The following is a 21,231-nucleotide window of genomic DNA, read 5'->3' on the forward strand; positions in this document are numbered from 1 at the left end:
TAACATTATGTGTTTCATCTCAATCGGGTTGTGCTTTATCATGTACCTTTTGTTCTACTGGAAGACAAAAATTTAATAGAAATTTAACTACATCAGAAATAATAGGACAGATTTGGTATGTTGGTAAATTAATATATGACAAAAAATTAAATAATTTGAGAAAAATCACTAATATAGTAATGATGGGTATGGGAGAACCATTGTTAAATTTAAATAATGTTGTTAATTCATTAAAAATTATGATGGATACTTTAGGATTTAACTTTTCAAAAAATCACGTAACTATATCTACTTCAGGTATTGTTCCTGCTTTAAAAAAATTAAAAAATATGATTGACGTATCACTGGCTGTTTCTCTTCATGCACCTAATGATACAATTCGAAATCAATTAATGCCAATTAATAAGAAATACAATATTCGTGCTTTGTTGAATTCAGTAAAATCATATCTTAATACTTCTTATGCTAATAGAGGACGAGTAACAATAGAATATGTTATGTTACATAATGTCAATGATACTTTACAGCATGCAAAAGAACTAACATTGTTACTGCGAGATATTCCCAGTAAAATTAATTTAATTCCATGGAATATTTTATCAGAAAGTTGTTATATTCCTAGTAGTGATACTAGTATAAAGAATTTTGCTAACTTTCTGATTAAAAAAGGATATATTACTATTATTAGAAAAACACGAGGTTACGATATTAATGCAGCTTGTGGGCAATTGACAGGAAAAACAATTAATTGTATTAATATAAGTAAACGTTAAACTTTGTTCTGATATTACTTTTGTGACATTTTGTATTATAAATGATTGTGATATTACAAACATATTTATTACTTTTTAAAGTACGTTTAATAAATTTAAAATAATATTTAAGATAAAATATCTTTTAAATAATGGATACAAAAATGAATATAAATCAATGTATTAAGAGACGAAAATCAGATCGAATTTATGTTGGAAATGTTCCTATTGGGAATAATGCACCTATCTCTGTTCAAACTATGACGAATACTGAAACTACTGATATTACTTCTACAATACAACAAATTATTAATTTAAAACATGTTGGAGCAGATATTATTCGAATTTCTATTCCGACAATGGAAGCTGCTGATGCTTTTAAAAAAATTAAAAATCAAGTAGATATCCCATTGATTGCAGACATACATTATAATTATAAAATAGCGATAAAAGTATTGAATAATGGAGCTGATTGTTTAAGAATTAATCCTGGTAATATTGGAAATAAACGAAAAATTAAACAAGTAATAGATTGTGCAAAATATAACAATGTACCTATTAGAATTGGTGTAAATTCTGGATCATTAGAAAAAGATATACTAGAAAAATATAAATCCCCGACACCTGAAGCATTGTTAGAATCAGCTATGAGGCATATTGACTACTTAGATAATTTTAATTTTGATCAATTTAAAGTTAGTGTAAAATCTTCTAACATGTATATAGCCGTCAAAGCATATAAATTATTAGCTAAACAAATAACTCAACCTTTGCATATAGGTATAACCGAATCTGGGGGATTCAGAAATGGAACAGTTAAATCTTCTATTGGAATTGGGTTATTATTATTAGATGGTATTGGTGATACAATTAGAATTTCATTGGCAGAAAATCCTATAGAAGAAGTCAAAGTAGGATTTGATATTCTTAGATCTCTAAATATTCGTTTAAAAGGCATTAATTTCATTGCTTGCCCTACTTGTTCTAGACAAGAATTTGATGTTATTAAAACAGTTAAAATACTTGAAAAAAGATTAGAAGATGTTACAACGCCTATGGATGTTTCTATTATTGGATGTTCAGTTAATGGTTTAGGAGAAGCTCTTACGTCAACTATAGGCATTACTGGATACAGAAAAGATAGCGTACTATATAAAGATGGTGTTCGTCAATTATCACGTATTAAAAATAATCAAATTATTGATGAATTAGAAAAAGAGATTCGTAATAAATCTAAAAAATTATTGTCTTTAACATAAATGCTAATATATGAAATAGAATTTAATTCTGAAAGCAGTTAATATACTAGAATAATAAAGTTTATATATTTGTATTGATAAATTAACGTTTGATCATTTAATGTTCTAGAAAGGTAAATATGTGGCTAACATAATTCAATCTGTAAAAGGAATGCATGATTATATTCCTAAAGATATTCAGATTTGGCAATATATAGAGAAGATTTTTAAAAATGTGTTAAATAGTTATAGTTATCAAGAAATTCGTTTTCCTATTATAGAAAAAACAGAATTATTTCAACGTGGAATCGGAAATACTACTGACATAATTGAAAAAGAAATGTATTCGTTTAAAGACAAAAAAAATAGTAATCTTACATTACGCCCAGAAGGAACTGTAGGATGCATGCGTTCTTGTATTAAAAATGGATTGTTAAGACATTCTGAACAAAGACTGTGGTATTTAGGACCTATGTTTCGTTATGAAAAGCCGCAATGCGGAAGATATCGACAATTTCATCAATTAGGTATTGAATCGTTTGGTTTAATAGGTCCTGATATTGATTTAGAAGTCATTATGTTAGTGCAAAGAATCTGGAAGTATTTACATATTTCTCAATATATTAACTTAGAATTAAATACTATTGGATCGATACATGATCGAATCAATTATAAAAAGTCATTATATTTATATTTTAAAAAATATGAATCATTATTAGATAAAGACTGTCAACGTCGACTTTATACAAATCCATTTAGAATATTAGATAGTAAAAATGACAGTATAAAAGAAATTATTGATGATGCTCCTATTTTAACTGACTATATTGATGATGATTCTTCAATACATTTTGAACAATTATGTAAACTTATGGATAAAATAGGCATTTCTTATATAGTTAATTATAAATTAGTTCGAGGATTAGATTATTACAATAAAACAGTTTTTGAATGGACAACAAATAAATTAGCATCAAAACATACTATTTGTGCAGGTGGTAGGTACGATTATCTTTCAAAATATTTAGGATCTATTTCCGTTCCTGCTATAGGTTGTGCGATTGGAGTAGAACGTCTCATATTATTATTGAAGTCATTAAAAAATCAATCATTGAATGTTATACTTTGCATTGATATTTTTATTATTTTTTTACAAAAAGAAATAGAATTACATGCTATAAAATTATCTGAAAATGTTCGAACAGCCTTTCCGGATAAAAATGTTCAAATAAACTTTCTAAATAGCAATATTACAAAACAATTTCGTAAAGCAAATAGGTTAGGTGCACGAATAGTATTATTATTAGGCCTGATAGAGGTAAAAAATAAAACAGTATTAATAAAAGATTTAAAGTTTAAAAAACAAAAAATATCTTTAATTAAAAATGTAATTCAGGAATTGAAATTGTTTTTTGTAGAAGATAATTTATAAAATAAAAAAATTATTAATTGAAGTAAAAGGATCTGTTTATGCTTAACATTTTTAAAAATATTAAAGAATACGATTTAGATTTATGGAAAATGATAAAAGAAGAGAATAATCGTCAAGAAAATCATATTGAACTAATCGCTTCGGAAAACTATGCTAGTTCATGTGTAATGGAAGCACAAGGATCTGTATTAACAAATAAATACGCAGAAGGATATCCAAAAAAAAGATATTATGGAGGTTGTGAATATGTAGATATGATTGAAGAATTAGCAATAAATCGTGCAAAAACTTTATTTAATGCAGATTATGCTAACGTACAACCTCATTCTGGATCACAAGCTAATTTTGCTGTATATAATGCACTATTAAATCCAGGTGACACTATATTAGGGATGAGTCTTTCTCACGGTGGTCATTTAACACATGGATCTAAAGTTAATTTTTCCGGAAAATTGTATCGATCTATTTCGTATGGATTAGACAAGTATGGTGATATCAATTATTCTCAAATAGAAAAGTTAGCTAAAATCCATAAACCTAAAATTATTGTTGGAGGTTTTTCCGCATATTCTGGAATATGTAATTGGAAGTTGTTAAGAAACATTTCTGATACAGTTAATGCATATCTTTTAGTTGATATGGCTCATATTGCTGGTTTGGTAGCTGCAAATTTATATCCTAATCCTCTGAAATACGCACATATTGTAACAGCTACTACACACAAAACTTTAGCTGGTCCTAGAGGAGGGTTAATATTAGCAAAAGGTAAAAACAATGATTCTTTATACAAAAAAATAAATTCTTCAGTATTTCCTTGTTGTCAAGGTGGGCCATTAATGCATATCATTGCTGCTAAAGCAGTTGCATTTAAAGAAGCAATGAATCCTAATTTTAAAACATATCAAATCCAAGTGGTTAAAAATGCTCAACTTATGGTAGAAATTTTTATAGATCGGAAGTATAATGTTGTTTCAGGGAAAACATATAATCATCTTTTATTATTAGATTTATCAAATAAAAGTTTAACAGGGAAAGATGCAGAAACTGCACTAGGATTAGCTAATATTACTGTTAATAAAAATAGTATACCTAATGATTCTCGAAATCCATTTATTACTTCTGGAATACGTATAGGAACACCAGCAATTACTCGTAGGGGTTTAAAAGAACTTGAAGTATATAAATTGTCTCATTGGATTAGCGATATATTAGATAATATTCATGATGTCAAAAATATTTTTCAAATAAAAGAGAAAATATTAGATTTATGTAATGCATTTCCTGTCTATAAACCTATCTAAAACGATTTTATAATATTATACCATCTTTACCCAGATGAGATGGTGTAAATTGGTTATAGAAAATATTTGATAAAACATTTATTTACATGTGAATAGGTAACATAACGGTATTTTCAGGATAATAGAATTTTTCTAAATTATAGCAATACTTTATGTAGCCTAAAAATTTAGATTTTAAATATTTTTTTAAAATAATAATATATTCTTCATCATATTTATTTTTAGGATATAAATAATTTGCAACCCATCCGAAAAAAATTAAACCAGAATCGATAATAGCTTTTTGTGTTAAAATGGCATGATTGATACAACCTAATCTTATTCCTACTACTAAAATAACACTTAACTTTTCTTTAATTACCCAATCTGCAAAAGTAACATCTTCAGATAATGGAGTAAACCATCCGCCAGCACCTTCTATTAATATATAATTACATTTTTTTTTTAGATTGCTCAAACCTAATGATAATACATCAGTACGAATAGGAGTAGAACATATTTTACTGGCAACATGTGGACTAATGGGTTCAGGAAAAAAGAACGGATTAACTTCGTTATAAGTTAATATAACAGAACTAAAACATTGTAGTAAATATGCATCATTATTTTTATTATTGTCTTTTCTTGATCCAGAAGCAACAGGTTTATATCCAGCTGTATAGTATCCATGAGATTTTGCTAATTTTAATAATAAAATACTATAAGTTGTTTTACCTACATTAGTGTCAGTTCCTGTTATAAACCAACAATTTTTCATAAATATATCACCCCAAAAACTAATTTATAAGTCAATGAATATCCATTCTTATTACGTGGCCAAGACTGTTTTAATATTTCTATCTTTTTTTTTGTAACAATTTTATTAGTAGTTCTATTGACATAATTAGCTCCTACTTTTTTAATAGACATCATTGCTTCTAACACTTTTGAAAAAGATAGTGTAATCCAAACGCTATCTATAATAGTATTTTTTTTTTGACATACAGACGAAATTTCTTGAATAGTTAAAAAATCATTTACATGACAATGTGAATCTATAGCGCTCCATGCTTGTTTGAGTTCTGATAATGATCCGTCTGCGATAGTAGAAAATAAAATTATTCCTCCAGGCTTGGTTACTCTACACAGTTCTGAAATACCTTTGGATAAATTATGACACCATTGCAAAGATAAATTACTCCAACATAAATCAAAAATATTGTTATTGATAGGTAATGCCTCAATATCAGCTTGTAAATAATAATCAGCTACTTTTGATTGTTTAGCATATAAGATCATATTTCTGGATAGATCTAACGCTGTTACTTTGTTTCCATATTGTTTCCATTTTTTACTAAACCACCCGGTTCCACATCCTGCATCAAGAATCGAAATATTAAATTGTAATTTTGTTTTTGATAATAATATATTTCCAGAAACTTTCTGTAAAGTTGAATTAAAATCATAATTTTTTGCAGCTCTGTTAAATGCATACTCTATTTTTCTCTTGTTTGTTATATAATTCATATAATTTCTCGATAAGATAATCAATATCATTTTCTGTATGTATAGAGTTGAGTGTAATACGTAATCTTGCTTGATGAATTGGTACAGTTGGAGGACGTATAGCATTTATCCACAATCCTGATAATTTTAATTGCGATGATAATTGAGTAGCTTGTTCATTATCTCCTATTATTATAGGTTGAATTGCTGAAAGTGAATTATTTAATTTAAGAGGTAAATTTCTTGATTTTTTAAGAAAATATTTAATGTTATTATTTAATTTACTACGAAGATCATCTGATTGTTTAATATATTTTAATGCTTGTTGTATTGTATATGCTTGTGCTGCTGGCATAGCTGTACTGAACATGATGTGTTTAGAAAATTGTATAATATATTCCGCTATATCGTTATTACACAGTACAGCAGCGCCACTAACTCCAAATGCTTTACTAAAAGTAATAGTAATAATATCTGGTTTTACACCTTGATTCATGCAACTTCCCCTCCCCTGTCCACCTAATACTCCAATTCCATGAGCATCATCTACTAATAGTAGGCTTTTTACTTTCTTAGAAAAATTTAAAATAGGAAGTAATGGAGAGTAATCTCCATCCATACTAAAAACTCCTTCTGTAAGAATTAATGTTCCTCTACCATTTGAAGAATAATATTGACGTTTTAAGCTATTAATTTCATTATGTGCAAACCTATATAATTTTCCTGGACTATTATGTGCCGGTATTAATAATGAAGCATGAGAAAATCTATCAGCGAAAATTTGATCTCTTTTTTTAATTAATGTCATAATTACTGACTCGTTAGCAGTAAAGCCAGAAATAAATAGTATTGCTTTATGGTATCCCATCCATTCTGCAAGTTCTTCTTCTAAAGATTGATGTATTTTGCTATATCCAGTAATAAAGCTAGATCCACATGATCCAATTCCATATTGATCCGCACCCTGTTTCCAGGCACGTATTATTCTTTCATCATTGCTCAGTCCCAAATAATCATTACTAGAAAAATTTATATATTTAGTATTATTAATTTTAATTAATCCATTTTTATTACTTTGAATTGCAATTCGAGTTCTAAATTGTAATTTTTTGAGATGTGTATTTATATCATTAGACATTCTTAATTTCCAGATCATTATTTTCCTGCATTGTAATATTGTTGATTTTCTATGATATTTTTATTCTTAAAAATATCATTTATATTTCTATGATTATGTGCATTAATACAATGATTTTTCGAATGTAATCCTAATTTCTTGAATAGACTTAAATCGTTTTCTCGTTCAGGGTTAGCAGTAGTTAGTAATTTACATCCATAAAAAATTGAATTAGCACCTACCATAAAGCACATTGCCTGTGTTTGTTCATTCATATTTTTTCTACCAGCTGATAAACGAATATAAGACTTTGGCATCATAATTCGTGTAATTGCAATAATTCGTATTACATCAAACATATCTACATCTTTATTATTTTCCATAGGTGTACCTTTAACTTTTACTAGCGTATTTATAGGAATACTTTCTGGAGCTTGTGATAAATTAGATAACTGTATTAAAAATTTTATTCGATCGCTAGTTTGTTCTCCAAGCCCGATTATTCCTCCTGAACACACTTTCATTCCGGTGTTTCTTATTATGTTTAAAGTATTTAATCGATCTTGATAACTTCTAGTTGTTACAATTTCTTTATAAAAGCTTTCTGAAGTATCTAAATTATGATTATAAAAATCTAATCCAGCTTGTGCTAGTCTTTCTGCTTGGTATCGACTCAAAGTTCCTAGTGTCATACATGTTTCCATTCCCATGTTTTTCACTTCTTTAATGATTTTTTCTAAATATGGCATATCTCTATCTTTAGGATTTTTCCAAGCAGCTCCCATACAAAAACGTTCAGAACCCAATTCTTTAGCTCTTTTAGCAGATTTTAATATTGTTTCTATTTCTAATAATTTTTCTTTTTTTATATTTGTTTTGTATCTAGAACTCTGAGAACAATATTTACAATCTTCTGGACATAAACCTGTTTTTATTGATAATAGAGTACTAATTTGTATTTCATTTGGATTAAAATATTTTCTATGAATCGTTTGAGCAAGAAATAAAACATCAAAAAGAGGCGAATCAAATAATAATTTTACTTGTTCAAAATCCCATTTTTTTTTCATTTTTAACTCCATTAATTATCTATTTAAGTAAATAACGGTTTATAATTGTAATTTACATTCTTCGAAATAATATTTCATCATGAATAAATCTGATTTAATGTTCGATCAACAACATATATGGCATCCTTATAGTTCAATGATTAATCCTTTACCATGTTATTTAATAAAGTCGGCTAAAGGAATTTTTTTAACTTTAGACGATGGACGTCAGTTAATTGATGGTATGTCTTCATGGTGGTCTGTTATTCATGGATATAATCATCCTAGGCTAAATCGTGCTTTAAAAACACAAATTAGTCGAATGTCACATGTAATGTTTGGTGGAATTACACATTATCCAGCTATTTCATTATGTCGAAAATTAATTAAAATTACACCAAAAATACTAAGTTGTATCTTTCTTTCCGATTCAGGCTCTGTTGCTATTGAAGTAGCAATAAAAATGGCATTACAATACTGGAAAGCATTAAACAAAAACAGAACCACATTTTTAACAATTAAAAATGGATATCATGGTGATACGTTTTCTGCAGTATCATTAAGTGATCCTATGAGTTCTTTTCATAACTTATATTGTGATTTTTTTCCTAAAAATTTGTTTTCTGATGCTCCTAAGTGTTCATTTTACAGTAAATGGGATGAACAAGATATACATTCATTTAATTATTTAATTGAAAAAAATAAAGATATTATTGCAGCTGTAATTTTAGAACCAATTGTTCAGGGTATTGGTGGAATGAATTTCTACCATCCTATGTTTTTAAGAAAAATAAGAACATTGTGTACTGAATTCAATATTCCACTAATTTTAGATGAAATCGCTACAGGATTTGGTAGAACTGGGAAATTTTTTGCTTTTGAGTATTCACGTATTGTTCCAGATATCCTTTGCATCGGGAAAGCTATGACAGGAGGTATGATAACTTTATCTGCAACATTAACTACAAGAAAAATTGCAGAAACTATTAGTAGTAGTGCGTCAGGATGCTTTATGCATGGCCCTACGTTTATGGCTAATCCCTTAGCATGTGCAGTAGCAAACGAAAATATAGCAATACTCCAAGAAAAAAGTTGGAAAAAACAAGTAAAAAATATTGAAAAATATTTTAATTTGTTTTTATCACCATTATTAAATCATCCAAACGTAAAAGATATTCGAATTTTAGGTGCTATTGGTGTTATTGAATGTATGCGTAATATAAATATTGCAAGAATACAAGATTTTTTTGTAAAAAAAGGTGTTTGGATACGGCCGTTTCATAATATAATTTATCTTGTTCCATCTTATATCATTGATAAAAGTTCTTTAAAAAGACTTATACATGTTATATCTATTGCATTAAATTATAAGCACTTGTTTATAGAATAAAATATTGCATTATTAATGTAGTTTATATTAATACTTTTTATTCTAATGTATCGAATGTATAGATATCCATACAGGTCTATTACCAGTTGGATATCTATTCTTAAATTTTAGTAATCCTGTTATATTATCAATACTATACACACTCATACTATTAGATCGTTCTCCAACGACAATTAAATGTTGTCCTTTTTGATCAATATCAAATGATCGAGGTTGTGTCTCTGTGTAAATATTTCCAATTACTTTTATGTATTTAATATGTTCGTTGTTTTCTACTATTGCAATAGTATTGTTGCCTCTGTTCGAACCATATATATATTTTTTACATGGAGAGATATGAATATCTGAAGACCATGCAAAACTTTTTAATTTATTTAATACAATATCAACGTTTTTTAAAAATATAACACTATTGCACAATTTATTTACATGCCATATACTTATTGTTCCATTTAGTTCGTTAATATTAAATAAACGATTAGTATTTTTTTGAAAAATCATATGTCTAGGCCCAGAATTGTTACTTAATGATATAAATTTATTTTTATTTTCTATCAAAACTCCATCAGGTGTAAAATTATATAAATAAATTCGGTCTGTTTTTAATGATGATACAAACAAGTTCCGATTATTATAATGCATTAGTGATGCATGACATCCTTTTATTCCTTGTATAGTTTGTATTGACGATTGGGGAATACCTAATGAGTTAGTTATAGTAACATTAATGCAATTAAAATGATAGGAACTAGAGAACAGATATTTTTCTGTTTTATCCATTTCAAAATGATTAATACTAAAAGGAACATTATAGAATCCCATTTCTATTAAAGTACCACTTTTTTCAATTTGATATGAGTTAATACAAAATTTTGGACGTATTCCTACATATAAACAATTTTTACCTTTTACAATAAAAATAGGTTGCGGTTCACCATTGAGTTTTAATACTTGAATTAAATTTAAAGATGAATCGGAATTTAATTCCCATACTTCAATTTGTTGACTATTAGCACTAGAAACATAAACTATTTGTTTCATATTTTATATTATCCTTAATTAAAAGTCGTATACTATCAAATTAAGTTTAGATGACTATTTTATAAGTAATACAACGTAGAACGTTTATAGGTCGAAAAATTACTATTTTATTAATATAAACTTTTTTATTTTTTTATTAATACAATTATGTTTATATCTATGTAAGAATTTTTTCATTAAACAATGTGTATGTTAAATCTAATTTAATACCAGTACATTTATATATAAAGTAAATTAGATTTATAAGAAATCACAATATTTATATTATTTAATTGTATTAAATAATATAATAAATAAATACTATTATTTAACAATATAATATAATTGAATGTAATTTTAGTATAATAATTAGTACGTATATTTTAATATTTGATTTAATTATTTGAATAAAAAATTTAATCTTATTTGTTATGAAATAATTTGTATTGTATTATTTTATTAAAATGTAAAGATATATATCGTAAAAATTAAATACATTTCAATAATTTTATATTAATTTTATGTTATTATATTAAACAAAATTGCATTACTAATTTATTTATTATATTTTATTTCTATAAATATAATTACATATTTATATTATTTATAATTTAAAATCATAAATTAGAAATCTTGAATAGTATTTTAAATAAATTTATCATTAGGTAGTTTAAAATAATATTATTTTGTCGTATTAGTTTTTGTAATTTAGTCTAAATAATTTAACATAAAAATTAAACTATGCATGTTGATACGTTTTATTTAAATTTCTTTATTAAATTTTAATCGAACAATTTTAATATAAATTAAATTCTTTAACAAATTAAAATTGGAATTTTTTAAAATATTATATTTATTTTATATTTATTTAAAAATATTTTCTTCAGTAACGTTAAAGTTAATGTATTTTAATATTATTTAAAATATATGTACTTATTTATAAGTTTCTAATTTTTTAATTCCAATTATTAATTTATAATATATAAAAATTAAATTTTCTAATAGTTAATATTATTTATTGACTATGAGTACATAGACTTTATAGAAACGTACAATTTATAACTATTTTTAATGCTAAAAGATTAAATATTTAATTTCAATACCTATGTCTGAGTTAAATTTAAACTTTAACGTCACTGTATTTATATTTAAAACATATAATTACAGGACTAATTTTTGATTTTTTAATAAATATTTTATTTCAATTATTATAAAATAAACAATTATAAGTTCAATTTTTTATGTAAGTAACATCTTATGTTATAAACTATAAAAATATATTGTTAATTTTATTACATATATTTCATATTATTGAAATATAAATATATAAAATATATGACATCAAATATTTAAATTAAAATTACTAATATTCTTTTATTTTAATATTTTACATATAAATATGCTTAAAAAGTATACTGTGTCTATAATATTAGTTTGAATTCAATAAAAAATTATTTTTAGTAGAATAATCGTTTAATTATTTTTACTATTTAATATACTAGAATAGTATAAATATTAATTGATATTATAGTACTATAAGTGATTAATATCTATTTTGTTAAATAACAAAAATTATGTTATTTTTTAATAAACTAAAATAATTACTATATACTTAATGATAAATATTTGACGATAACTATAAAACCATATTGTAGCTTTAAAATATCACTTTTACGTTATTTTAAATATTTCAATAAAAAATTATTATAAGATACTTTGATATGAATTTGTTTGTCTTATTTTTCATAGGAGTTCGATATTTTTTTAGTACATCTAGTAACCTTTTTAATAAACTAACAAATATATTGTCTATTATTAGCATATCACTCGGAATATCAGCTATTATTATCGTAATTTCTATTATGAATGGATTTGAAGATGAACTAAAAAATAACGTTTTAAATTTTGTTCCCCACGTTGTCATCAGTGATTCCAAAAATAATATAAATAAGTTTGTAAGTAAAAATAATAAAATTATTTCAAAAAATATAAATAAAATTTCTGAAACTATTATTAGTGATGTTATTGTTCAAAGTAATTCAGGAATGTCTATTGGTTCAGCGTTTTCTATACATAATGATGCATGTAACATATTTAAGCTTTATTTGACACATACAGATAATATCAGTTTATTAAAAAAAAATTATTATAATGCAATTATGGGTCAGGGATTAGCAGACATATTAAATATTAATATTGGTGATAAATTTAGATTAATTACTCCGAACTTTAGTCAATTATCTATATTTGGAAGTATACCTAATGAGCGCGTTTTTAAGCTAATAAATACTTTTATTACTGATAACGAAATAGATAATTATCAAATATTAGTAAATCAAGATGATTTATCTAATTTCTTACATTATTCTAAAGATAACATTACAAAATTACGTTTGTGGTTAAAGAATCCATTAGATATTGAAAATTATTTAAAAAACTTACATATACCTAATGTATTAATACAAGATTGGAGAGAGAATAAAGGAGAATTACTACAAGCTTCGAAATTAGAAAAAAATATGATGATGTTACTATTTAGCTTAGTTGTTATAATTTCTATTATTAGTTTAGTTGTTTCTGTTAGTTTGTTTATTATGGATAAGGAAAGAGATATTTCTATATTTACAACATTAGGTTTATCCAGATATAATATTATATTAATTTTTATCTTTCAAGGATTGCTTAGTGGTATAATAGGGACGTTATTAGGTACATTTCTAGGTTTATTTATCATGAATAAAACTATTGGAGTAATATCAATTATAAACTTTTTTTCGAGAGATTTTATATTACCTTGTTCTATTGTTCCACATCAAATTGCAGTAATTAATCTATTAACTATAACGTGTGTCTTATTATCTATTATTTATCCTTCTTGGAAAGCTACTTCAATATTTCCGTCAAAAAGGTTAGCCTATGAATAAGATTCCTCTATTAAAATGTACATCTATATATAAATCTTATAGAAATGAATCAAAAAAAAAATATATATTGAATAACGTTTCTTTAACATTAAAAAAAGGCGAAATGGTGTCTATTTTTGGTTCTTCTGGGTCAGGAAAGAGTACTCTTTTACACATTATAGGTGGTTTAGATTCACCTGATTCAGGAAAAATTTTTTTTTAAATAAAAATATGCATAGCATTTCTAATAAAGAACAATCTATATTAAGGAATTATCATTTAGGTTTTATATATCAACTGCATCACTTATTATTAGATTTTAATGTGATTGAAAATGTTGCTATGCCGTTGTTAATACAAAAAAAAAATAAATCAACAGCATTTGAACGAGCATATAACATTTTAAAAAATATAGGAATAGAAGGAAAAAGTAACAATTATCCTTCAGAATTATCTGGAGGTGAACGACAAAGGGTAGCTATTGCTAGAGCATTAGTTACAAAGCCTAGTTTAGTCGTAGCTGATGAACCTACTGGGCATTTAGATAAAAAAAATTCTCATCACATTTTAGATTTATTTTTACGATTTAATGATAAATATCAAATAACTTTTTTAATAGTTACACATGATCTCGGATTGTTTAAAAACATACCATTAAAAATAAGATTAGAATCTGGAAAGTTATATAAAGTTAGTCTTTAAAAAGGAAGTTGTACGGTGATTTATTTGCCTATACTAATATCTAAAAAATTTAACATTACGTTTAAAAAAAATAGCATAGCTCCTCTAGTATCTACTATTTCTAAAATTGGCATATTTGTAGGAACATTCGTTTTAATCGTGAGTTTTAGTGCTTTAAATGGATTTCAAATGGAATTAAATAACAAAATTCTATCTGTATTTCCACATGGAGAGATTTTTCCTATACATAAATCATTTCATAACTGGAAAAAAATTGAAAATTTACTAAAATTATCATCTGAGATTGTATCCATAACACCATATGTAAGTACTACAGCACTAATTAATCATACACACGGTATAAAAGGTATTCAATTAAGAGGATTAAATTTTAATAACGATCATGGATCTAATAAATTATTTAAATTTATTAATTTTAAAACGTTAAAAAACATGCAAAAAAATAATAGTCAGATATTAATTGGGAAAAATATAGCAAAACGTTTATCTATTAAAAAAGGAGATTGGATTAACGTTATTATTCCTAATAATTATAATGTTTTGACGTTATATCCAAAATATCTTTCGTTACAAGTGTTAGATTTTTTTCAAATTAATAGTAGTATAGACGATAAATTAGTTTTAATGTCTATTTTAGATTTACAAAAACATCTTAATATGCAATCTGATATTTCAGGATTAGAAATATTTGTAAAACATCCATTTGATATAAATAAAACTTTTAAAGAAATTCAAACACATTTATCAAATAATTTTGTAATTAAAACTTGGATAGCAGAATACGGTTTTATATATCGTGATATTAAATTAATAAAAACTATAATCTATTCAACTATGATATTAATTATTATTATTTCATGTTTTAGCATAGCTTCAATTACTCTATTAGAGGTATCTAAAAAAGTTAATAGTATTGCGATACTTAAAACGTTAGGATTGGATAATTATATAATAAGAATTATATTTTTAATTCATGGTATTAAATCTATATTCAAAGTAGGAATGTCATCGTTATTATTTAGTATAATATTATTATTAAATTTTAAACGTTTAATACATTATATAGAAAAATACTTAGATAGAAAAATATTGTCTGAAAATATTTACTTCATTGATTTTATTCCTATTTCTGTATCTTGTGTAGATATTATATCAATATTTTGTATACTGTTTTTGATAGGGTGTATAACTAGCTATTATCCAGCTTATTATGCGAGTAAAATTAACCCTATAGAAATTTTAAAAAAATATTAAATTATGTTGTCTAAATTAAAGTATATTTTAGTATAATAATTATTAAAATTTATTAAAAAATTAAATAAAAAAAAATTATTAAGGAAAATAATGCAGTTAATTAATCGCAGACTTAGAAACGCGCGTTATAGAAAACATAAACGAAAAATTCACCAACGTTTTAGAAACAATATCTTTGAACGGAAAATTAAAAAGTATTTTTTAATACATAACTTTTTCGAATAAAACAAAAATTTTTTTATAGATACAATATTTATTATTAATATAAAATTTTAAAATTAATGAAATTATATTTTATTAATTACAATAGTTGGAAACTAAAATACTTTTAAATTATTTTTTCTTAATAACAATAATTGGTAAAACAATGACTATTAAAGTGGGTATTAACGGATTTGGACGAATAGGTAGAATGGTATTCAGGTTAGCTCAACTGCGTTCTAATATTGAAATAGTAGCCATAAATGATTTTGTTGATACAAAATACATGGCATATATGTTGAAATATGATTCTACTCATGGACATTTTTTCGGAACAATACAAGTTAAAAATGATTTTCTTGTAATTAATAACAAAAAAATTCAAATAACAAATGAAAAAAATCCAGAAAATTTATTGTGGGGAGATTTAGAAGTTGACGTAGTAGTAGAATCTACCGGAATTTTTTTAACTACTCATGATGCTTCTAAACATATAAAATCTGGGGCTAAAAAAGTAGTGATCACTGGTCCGTCTAAAGACGACACACCAATGTTTGTTCAGGGTGTTAATTTCAATACATATTCAGGACAAAAAGTAGTTTCCAATGCGTCTTGCACTACTAACTGTTTAGCTCCTATAGCAAAAATTGTTAATGATGAATTTGGAATTATAGAAGGATTAATGACGACAATACATGCTAGTACAGCAACTCAAAAAGTCGTTGATGGATTATCAAATAAAGATTGGAGGGGAGGAAGAAGTGCTCTTCAAAATATTATTCCTTCTTCGACAGGAGCAGCTAAAGCTGTAGGAAAAGTATTACCTGAATTAAATAACAAATTAACTGGTATAGCTTTTCGAATACCTATAGCTAACGTTTCTGTAGTAGATTTAACTATTCGTCAAAAAAAATCAGCTACTTATTTAGAAGTATGTCAAACAGTAAAAAACGCTTCTAAAACGAATATGAAAAATATAATAGGATATACTGAAGAACCAGTTGTATCAACAGATTTTAATGGCAGTGAGTTAACCTCTATTTTTGATGCTACTGCTGGATTATGTTTAAACAATAATTTTATCAAACTAATAGCTTGGTATGATAATGAAACTGGATATTCTAGTAAAGTTTTGGATTTAGTAGAATTAGTGTGTTTACAATCATAAATTTAGTTATATAACTTTTATAAATTTCGTATTAACATTATACATCTTAATGTTATATGAAATTTATAATATATTTAACTCTTTTTTTAATTGGTTAGTCCATTTTATAACTCTTTCTTTACTTTTATTTGATTGTCGATCTTCGTCTATAGCTAATCCTAAAAATTCTTGTTTATTATATAAAGCTTTAGAATGTTCAAAAAAATAATCGTGGTTAGGCCATTTTCCAATAAAATTAACATGTGATTTTTGTATAGTATTGAATAAAATTCCAATTCCATCGCAAAAATATTCAGAATAATCTTCTTGATCTCCACACCCAAATAGCGCAATAGTTTTATTACAAAAATTAATTGTTTCTAAAACTGGCAAAAAGTCATCCCAATCACATTGTAATTCTCCATAATACCATGTAGATGTTCCTAATATAATCACATTATACTGTTCCATATCTTTTTTTTTAGAATTAGAAATATCATGTAATGTAGCTATATTATTACCCATATATTTTTGAATATATTTTGCTATCATTTCTGTGTTTCCTGTATCACTACCGAAAAAAATACCTATTTTTTGTTCCATATAAGCGTATTCCTATTGAAATTAAAAATTTGTGAATAAACTTTTTATAAATCGTTTAGTGTTTTATCTTTCAAGATCTATAATAACATTAGATAATATGTTCAATAAAATTGAAAAGTCTTATTTTTTAAAAAATGTTTAACTACATTTACTACAAACTTAAAGGATACAATGAAAACTAATCTTATGTGGTTTCGAAGTGATTTAAGAATACGTAATAACCTAGCTCTTTATTCAGCATGTCAAGACTGTGAAGCTACAATATTAGCTTTATTTATTTCTTGTCCACACCAATGGAAATTAAATTCAATGTCTTCTAGAAAAGCATTTTTAATCTATAAAAACATTATTTTTTTAAAGAAAGAACTAATGAAGTTAAATATTTATTTATATTATCATGAATCTACTACTTTTTTAGAGTCAGTAAACTATCTTATCAAATTTTGTCGAAAAAACAAAGTAAATAATTTATATTATAATTATGAATATGAATTTTTAGAACAGAAAAGAGATATTATGGTAATGAAAAAATTAAAAAAGTATCACATTATTTCAAATGGATTTCATAGTTCTACATTAATTCCACCTGGAGTTATTATAAACAAAAAAGGTGAAATGTACAAAAAATATAGTCATTTTAAGAACAGATGTATTTTAGAAGTATTAAAAAACTCTTTAAATGATATTTTTATACCTAAGAAAAGAAAAACTATTATACTCACATCTAATACACCTATCGTTCCATTTGATTTTAATTTTCATCGATTTAATGAACAACTATTTCCAATTGGAGAAATAAAAGTATTAAAGAAATTAAAGCTGTTTTTTAAAAACAAATTTAACAAATATTTTACCAAAAATAATTCTATATCTAATGATACTAGCATGCTTTCTGCTCATTTGTCTATTGGTGTATTGTCTCCTATGCAATGTTTATTTTTATTATTTAAATATTATCCTAACACATATGCATATTATGTTAAAAAATGTTGTTGGGTTAATGAATTAATTTGGCGTGAATTTTTTAAACATTTATTATACTTTCATCCATTATTAAGTCAACAAAAAGTATTATGTGATTGGGAAAATAATATAAAATGGAGCAACAACGAAAAACATTTTGAAGCTTGGAAACGTGGAAAAACAGGATTTCCTATTGTAGATGCTGGAATGCGTCAATTAAATCAACTTGGATGGATGCACAATCGTTTAAGAATGGTCACTTCTAGTTTTTTGGTAAAAAATTTATTGATAGATTGGAGAAAAGGAGAACAGTATTTTATGTCACGACTTATTGACGGGGATACAGCATTAAATAATGGTAATTGGCAGTGGATTTCTTCAATAGGTAGTGATAGCGCACCATATTTCCGAATATTTAATCCTATATTACAGTCTAAAAAATTTGATGCACAGGGTAAATTTATTCGTAAATACATTCCTGAATTAACAAAAATATCATATACCAATATACACGATCCTAATACATGGAATAGAAAAATACGGAGAAGAAATAGCTATCCTGAACCAATAATTAATCTTGCTGATTCAAAAAAAACAATGTTAACAGTTTTTAAACTTGCAAAATATAAACTATAACTATATAAATAAATTTATGAAAAATACTATATTAGAAAAAATCATTAATGACAAACTCAATTCTTTAAAATATAACGATTATATTCCAAACGGATTACAAATAGAAGGCGTTTCAGAGGTAAATAAGGTTATAACTGGAGTTACAGCTTGTCAGGAACTATTAGATGTTGCTGTTAAACGTCAAGCACAAGCTGTAATAGTACATCATGGATATTTTTGGAAAAACAACGAGAGAACTATTAAAGGAATGTTAAAAAATAGAATAAAAACTATACTCGAAAATAATATTAATTTGTATTGTTGGCATTTACCTCTAGATTTTCATCCTGAATTAGGAAATAATATTCAGATAGGAAAGATATTAAACATAAAATTAAAAGGATATATATTACCATTAGTCCCTTGGGGGGTATTTAAAAAAAAGGTAACTGAAAAAGAGATCGTTAAAATTATAAAAAATAAATTTAACAGAGTTCCTTTTCATTACAAACATAAAGCTTCTAAAATCATTCAAAAGGTTGCATGGTGTAGTGGAAAAGGACAAAGTTTTATAAATTCCGTTGCTGAATTTGGAGTAGATGCATTTTTAACTGGTGAAGTATCAGAAGAAACAATTCATGTCGCTAGAGAAAATAATCTTCATTTTTTCTCTATTGGACATCATGTTAGTGAATGCGGAGGGATAATAGCATTGACTAATTGGATAAATAATACATGTAATTTAGATGTTACTTTTATTAATGTTTACAATCCTATATGACTATATTTAATTTAGAATGATTTTACATATTATAAATATGTTTTATTAAAAGTTATAAAAATAATACATGTTCAGTTGATAATTATATAATATAAATTTTGTATAAACGTTATTAGTTTATTATAAATTTATTATATATTAATTTTTAAAAGATACACTTGTTTTAAAATTATAACAAATAATAAAGAAAACCTATAGCATTTATAATATTTATAATTCTTTTCAAGCATAATTTATATAATAAACGTAGAATGTATTTTATTAGTTACTTTGTTCTGTTATTAAATTTTTAATAGTTTTATTGTATAAATAATAACTTTTATTATTCATTATTTTAAATAATGTTAAACATTAAATATCATATTTACAATTATACTATCTATACAAGGAAATTATGAGAAAAGATGAATTTAACAGTAAATCAGATTTTTCATTATTACTGAATGCTAGCAAATGTTATTTAGAAAAAATATATCAACAATTTTTAATCAATCCGAATTCTGTTGAACAATCTTGGCGTGCTTTTTTTTCAACAATTTTTAGTAATACACACTCAAATCACAAGTTAAAGCTATATAACAATAAAAATTATAAAAGTCAAGAAAATATAATATATATAGCATCTAATATAATAAAATTTTTTCGGAGATATGGACATAAATTTTCAAATTTAGATCCATTAAACTTAACAAAACGTGAATTTTGTCCAACATTAGAATCATTTTTATTCGACATGGATATCGAAATTATTAATAAAAAATTTTTAATGAAATTATCACAATTTTCTTTTCATAATATTACTTTAAAAAAATTATATTCTACTTTATATGCAATATACTGTAGTAGTATTGGATATGAATATATGCATATCAATTGTCAATATGAAAAAACATGGATTCAAAATTATATTGAACGTGATTTAAGTCAACATACATTGTCTAATCAGGAAAAAAAAAATTTACTCCAAAATTTAATTTCAGCTGAAACATTAGAAAAATACTTTGCATCCAAATTCCCTGGTTCAAAACGTTTTTCGTTAGAAGGTTCTGAATCGTTAATACCAATGCTACAAGAGACGATACATTATGCTACTAAAATGGATGTTAACAAAATAATTTTAGGTATGTCTCATCGAGGTCGATTAAATGTATTAATTAACGTGTTAAATAAACCAATTAAAGATATATTTAATGAATTTTCAGAAATAATGAAGAAATACAATTCTAATAGTGGAGATGTAAAGTATCACATGGGATTTAACACATGTACAAATACTAA

17 protein-coding genes and 1 pseudogene are annotated in these 21,231 nt (G+C 24.9%); 12 read left to right on the forward strand and 6 right to left on the reverse strand.

Going from position 1 to position 21,231, the window contains the following annotated elements; translation table 11 throughout:
* The 4 genes from rlmN to glyA form a co-directional block, all read left to right on the forward strand.
* Window positions 1–773: 23S rRNA (adenine(2503)-C(2))-methyltransferase RlmN (rlmN, locus tag D9V73_RS01340; RefSeq protein ID WP_261979196.1), on the forward strand; the 773-nt coding region annotated here is incomplete at its 5' end.
* 143 nt (window positions 774–916) lie between these two features.
* Window positions 917–2,011, forward strand: coding sequence for a flavodoxin-dependent (E)-4-hydroxy-3-methylbut-2-enyl-diphosphate synthase (gene ispG, locus D9V73_RS01345; protein WP_158336491.1), 1,095 nt, complete (start codon window positions 917–919; stop codon window positions 2,009–2,011).
* A gap of 121 nt (window positions 2,012–2,132) precedes the next feature.
* Window positions 2,133–3,422 carry a histidine--tRNA ligase gene (gene hisS, locus D9V73_RS01350; RefSeq protein ID WP_158336492.1) on the forward strand — a complete coding sequence of 430 codons (1,290 nt, stop codon included), beginning with the start codon at window positions 2,133–2,135 and terminating at the stop codon, window positions 3,420–3,422.
* 38 nt (window positions 3,423–3,460) lie between these two features.
* On the forward strand, window positions 3,461–4,723 hold the full coding sequence (gene glyA / locus D9V73_RS01355; RefSeq protein WP_158336493.1) for a serine hydroxymethyltransferase: 1,263 nt from the start codon (window positions 3,461–3,463) through the stop codon (window positions 4,721–4,723).
* A gap of 82 nt (window positions 4,724–4,805) precedes the next feature.
* Here glyA and bioD read toward each other — a convergent pair whose 3' ends face one another.
* From bioD to bioB, 4 genes are read right to left on the reverse strand one after another with little or no spacing between them, the layout of a single operon-like run.
* A complete protein-coding gene (gene bioD, locus D9V73_RS01360; protein ID WP_158336494.1) occupies window positions 4,806–5,480 on the reverse strand; it encodes a dethiobiotin synthase in 675 nt (224 codons plus the stop codon).
* On the reverse strand, window positions 5,477–6,229 hold the full coding sequence (gene bioC, locus D9V73_RS01365) for a malonyl-ACP O-methyltransferase BioC (protein ID WP_187307813.1): 753 nt from the start codon (window positions 6,227–6,229) through the stop codon (window positions 5,477–5,479). The genes bioD and bioC overlap by 4 nt, the downstream gene beginning before the upstream one ends.
* Entirely contained in the window at window positions 6,186–7,364 is a 1,179-nt protein-coding gene (locus D9V73_RS01370; protein ID WP_158336496.1) for an aminotransferase class I/II-fold pyridoxal phosphate-dependent enzyme, read from the reverse strand. Before D9V73_RS01370 ends, bioC begins: the two co-directional genes overlap by 44 nt.
* Window positions 7,364–8,395, reverse strand: a complete 1,032-nt coding sequence (bioB, locus tag D9V73_RS01375) for a biotin synthase BioB (protein ID WP_158336497.1) — start codon at window positions 8,393–8,395, stop codon at window positions 7,364–7,366. Before bioB ends, D9V73_RS01370 begins: the two co-directional genes overlap by 1 nt.
* Window positions 8,396–8,474: 79 nt before the next feature.
* Here bioB and bioA point away from each other — a divergent pair, with 79 nt between their 5' ends.
* Window positions 8,475–9,764 (forward strand): adenosylmethionine--8-amino-7-oxononanoate transaminase, encoded by a 1,290-nt coding sequence (gene bioA / locus D9V73_RS01380; protein WP_158336498.1) that lies wholly within the window; start codon window positions 8,475–8,477, stop codon window positions 9,762–9,764.
* A gap of 42 nt (window positions 9,765–9,806) precedes the next feature.
* Here the strand turns inward: bioA and D9V73_RS01385 are convergent, their stop codons facing one another.
* Window positions 9,807–10,805 carry a beta-propeller fold lactonase family protein gene (locus D9V73_RS01385; RefSeq protein WP_158336499.1) on the reverse strand — a complete coding sequence of 333 codons (999 nt, stop codon included), beginning with the start codon at window positions 10,803–10,805 and terminating at the stop codon, window positions 9,807–9,809.
* A 1,700-nt stretch (window positions 10,806–12,505) separates the two neighbouring features.
* Between D9V73_RS01385 and D9V73_RS01390 the strand changes: the two genes are divergently transcribed.
* The 4 genes and pseudogenes from D9V73_RS01390 (at window position 12,506) to gap (ending at window position 17,012) form a co-directional block, all read left to right on the forward strand.
* On the forward strand, window positions 12,506–13,708 hold the full coding sequence (locus tag D9V73_RS01390; protein WP_158336500.1) for an FtsX-like permease family protein: 1,203 nt from the start codon (window positions 12,506–12,508) through the stop codon (window positions 13,706–13,708).
* A pseudogene (locus tag D9V73_RS01395) lies at window positions 13,701–14,389 on the forward strand (ABC transporter ATP-binding protein). The gene D9V73_RS01390 and the pseudogene D9V73_RS01395 overlap by 8 nt, the downstream one beginning before the upstream one ends.
* Before the next feature lie 15 nt (window positions 14,390–14,404).
* Window positions 14,405–15,643, forward strand: coding sequence for an FtsX-like permease family protein (locus D9V73_RS01400; protein WP_158336501.1), 1,239 nt, complete (start codon window positions 14,405–14,407; stop codon window positions 15,641–15,643).
* 367 nt (window positions 15,644–16,010) lie between these two features.
* Window positions 16,011–17,012, forward strand: coding sequence for a type I glyceraldehyde-3-phosphate dehydrogenase (gene gap, locus D9V73_RS01405; protein WP_158336502.1), 1,002 nt, complete (start codon window positions 16,011–16,013; stop codon window positions 17,010–17,012).
* A gap of 63 nt (window positions 17,013–17,075) precedes the next feature.
* Here gap and fldA read toward each other — a convergent pair whose 3' ends face one another.
* Window positions 17,076–17,594, reverse strand: coding sequence for a flavodoxin FldA (gene fldA / locus D9V73_RS01410; protein WP_158336503.1), 519 nt, complete (start codon window positions 17,592–17,594; stop codon window positions 17,076–17,078).
* Between the two features lie 171 nt (window positions 17,595–17,765).
* On the opposite strand from fldA, the gene phrB reads away from it, so the two are divergent.
* From phrB to D9V73_RS02930, 3 genes are all read left to right on the forward strand, one after another.
* The gene (gene phrB, locus D9V73_RS01415) at window positions 17,766–19,193 is read left to right on the forward strand and encodes a deoxyribodipyrimidine photo-lyase (protein ID WP_158336504.1); all 1,428 of its coding nucleotides are present in this window, start codon (window positions 17,766–17,768) and stop codon (window positions 19,191–19,193) included.
* A 16-nt stretch (window positions 19,194–19,209) separates the two neighbouring features.
* Entirely contained in the window at window positions 19,210–19,953 is a 744-nt protein-coding gene (locus D9V73_RS01420; protein ID WP_158336505.1) for a Nif3-like dinuclear metal center hexameric protein, read from the forward strand.
* A gap of 394 nt (window positions 19,954–20,347) precedes the next feature.
* Window positions 20,348–21,231: 2-oxoglutarate dehydrogenase E1 subunit family protein (locus D9V73_RS02930; RefSeq protein ID WP_410051755.1), on the forward strand; the 884-nt coding region annotated here is incomplete at its 3' end.

Source organism: Buchnera aphidicola (Melaphis rhois), assembly GCF_005080745.1.
GTDB classification, from domain to species: domain Bacteria; phylum Pseudomonadota; class Gammaproteobacteria; order Enterobacterales; family Enterobacteriaceae; genus Buchnera_B; species Buchnera_B aphidicola_AT.

Coding starts and splice junctions, on each gene's coding strand:
- ispG (WP_158336491.1), top strand. CDS start 917: ATGAATATAAATCAATGTATTAAGAGACGAAAATCAGATCGAATTTAT.
- glyA (WP_158336493.1), top strand. CDS start 3,461: ATGCTTAACATTTTTAAAAATATTAAAGAATACGATTTAGATTTATGG.
- bioD (WP_158336494.1), bottom strand. CDS start 5,480: ATGAAAAATTGTTGGTTTATAACAGGAACTGACACTAATGTAGGTAAA.
- bioC (WP_187307813.1), bottom strand. CDS start 6,229: ATGAATTATATAACAAACAAGAGAAAAATAGAGTATGCATTTAACAGA.
- D9V73_RS01370 (WP_158336496.1), bottom strand. CDS start 7,364: ATGATCTGGAAATTAAGAATGTCTAATGATATAAATACACATCTCAAA.
- bioB (WP_158336497.1), bottom strand. CDS start 8,395: ATGAAAAAAAAATGGGATTTTGAACAAGTAAAATTATTATTTGATTCG.
- bioA (WP_158336498.1), top strand. CDS start 8,475: ATGAATAAATCTGATTTAATGTTCGATCAACAACATATATGGCATCCT.
- D9V73_RS01385 (WP_158336499.1), bottom strand. CDS start 10,805: ATGAAACAAATAGTTTATGTTTCTAGTGCTAATAGTCAACAAATTGAA.
- D9V73_RS01390 (WP_158336500.1), top strand. CDS start 12,506: ATGAATTTGTTTGTCTTATTTTTCATAGGAGTTCGATATTTTTTTAGT.
- gap (WP_158336502.1), top strand. CDS start 16,011: ATGACTATTAAAGTGGGTATTAACGGATTTGGACGAATAGGTAGAATG.
- fldA (WP_158336503.1), bottom strand. CDS start 17,594: ATGGAACAAAAAATAGGTATTTTTTTCGGTAGTGATACAGGAAACACA.
- phrB (WP_158336504.1), top strand. CDS start 17,766: ATGAAAACTAATCTTATGTGGTTTCGAAGTGATTTAAGAATACGTAAT.
- D9V73_RS01420 (WP_158336505.1), top strand. CDS start 19,210: ATGAAAAATACTATATTAGAAAAAATCATTAATGACAAACTCAATTCT.